The sequence below is a fragment of the Mycobacterium persicum genome, from assembly GCF_002086675.1.
Classification (GTDB): Bacteria; Actinomycetota; Actinomycetes; order Mycobacteriales; family Mycobacteriaceae; genus Mycobacterium; species Mycobacterium persicum.
Window position 1 is genome coordinate 1 of sequence record NZ_MVIF01000214.1, and the last position, 2,007, is coordinate 2,007.

Annotated in this window: 1 protein-coding gene; it reads left to right on the forward strand. The window is 60.6% G+C overall.

Features of this window, described 5'->3' with window-relative positions; translation table 11 throughout:
• Positions 1 to 1,548, forward strand: a 1,548-nt coding sequence (locus BST40_RS27880) for a PPE family protein (protein ID WP_083156525.1), incomplete at its 5' end; no start/stop codon positions are given.
• Positions 1,549 to 2,007: the final 459 nt, after the last annotated feature.

Sequence of the window (2,007 nt, forward strand, 5' to 3'; positions counted from 1 at the left end):
GCGGTGGTTCATCCGTTGGCGGTGGCGGCTAATCGCAATGTGTTTGTGCAGTTGGTGATGTCGAATCTGTTTGGTCAGAATGCGCCGGCGATTGCGGCTGCCGAGGGTGTGTATGAGGAGATGTGGGCGGCCGATGTGGCGGCCATGGTGGGTTATCACGGTGGGGTTTCGGCGGCGGCTGCTCAGTTGGCGTCGTGGTCGGGTTCGGTGGCGGGGCTGCCCGGGTTGTCGGGTCTGATCGGTGGCGCGACGGCCGGCGCACCGGCGGCGCAGGCGGCCAGCGTAGTCCCGGCACCTCTTCAGGGCATCAACTTCGGTTTCGGCAACATCGGCTCCCTCAACCTCGGTAGCGGCAACATCGGTGACGCGAACATCGGCAGCGGCAACGTCGGCTCGTTCAACCTGGGCAGCGGCAATATCGGCAGCACCAACGTCGGTAGCGGCAACCAGGGCGACATCAACCTGGGCAGCGGCAACGTCGGCAACCTCAACTTCGGTAGCGGAAACTTCGGCAGCCAGAATCTGGGCGGCGGCAATATCGGTAGCACCAATCTGGGTGGCGGAAATATCGGCAACACCAACGTGGGCAGCGGCAATATCGGCGACACGAATTTCGGCAACGGTAATGGTGGTAACTTCAATTTCGGCAGCGGAAATTCCGGGAGTAACAACGTCGGCTTCGGCAATGCCGGCAATGGCAATTTCGGCTTCGGCAACACCGGGAACAACAATATCGGCATCGGGCTCACCGGCAACGGCCAAATCGGCTTCGGCGCGTTGAACTCCGGCAGTAACAATATCGGTTTGTTCAACTCAGGCAGCGGTAACGTGGGCTTTTTCAACTCCGGGACCGACAACGTGGGCTTCGGCAATTCTGGCGTGAGAAATACCGGCTTCGGTAACGCGGGCAGCGTCAACACCGGGTTCTGGAACGCCGGCAGCACAAACACCGGCGCCGTAAATGCGGGGGCCGGCAACTTCGGCTTCTTCGATTCCGGCAACTTCAATGCCGGCAGCTTCAATGCTGGCAACTCGAACACCAGCTTCGGTAACTCGGGCAACGTCAACACCGGCTTTTTCAACGCAGGCGACATCAATTCCGGGTTCGGGAACGCGGGCGACGTCAATACCGGTTTCGCAAACGCGGGCAACACCAATACCGGCGGCTTCAACGGTGGCGCGCTCAACACCGGGTTCTTCAGCGCTATAGCCCATCCCGGACCTAACTCCGGCTTCTTCAATGTCGGCACCGGTAACTCAGGCTTCGGTCAGAACGACCCAAATGGTAGCGGCAACTCGGGTATTCAAAATTCGGGATTCGGCAACTCGGGCTACGTCAACACCAGTACCACGAGCATCTTCGGCGGCAACTCTGGCGCGCTCGACACCGGTTACGGGAACGCGGGTTTCTATAATGCGGCTGTCCAGAACGCGGGCATCGCCATCGCGGGCGTCACGACGTCGGGCATCCTGAACTCCGGGACGGGAAGCTCGGGACTGTTGGTCTTCGGCAACGGGCTTTCGGGCTTCTTCAAGAACCTTTTCTAGCGGGGCCCGAACGCCAATTTTCCGCTGATAAACCCGTCGCCGGGTATTGGCGTCTCCGGCAATCGCCGGGTGCTGAGCGTGCTGATCTCAAACCGCCGGGCAACACATTCGGCCTCGCAGCCGGTCGCCACGGGCTGACCAGGAAGTTCTTGCTATACGCCGCGCAGTTGGCCGGCGTCGGTGCGCATCAACGATCAGGCCCCGACCGCAGGGGGCAGGGCATTGCCTTCCCGGCGTGGCGGCGATAGGGAAATCACTCGCCGAACCAATCAAGCGGATCATTGTTTGTCCACGTCATTGACATTACGCGGGCATGGCTGCCTGGCCCCGCCGAGATAGTTCCGAGATCTGGCGCGCTGGTGGACCGGCTCTTATCCAATACGGCTCTTCACAATCGAGGGTGTAGTTGGGGTCTGAATCCACCGGTTTCCAGTAGCGATCTGGCAATGTAGTTGGTGA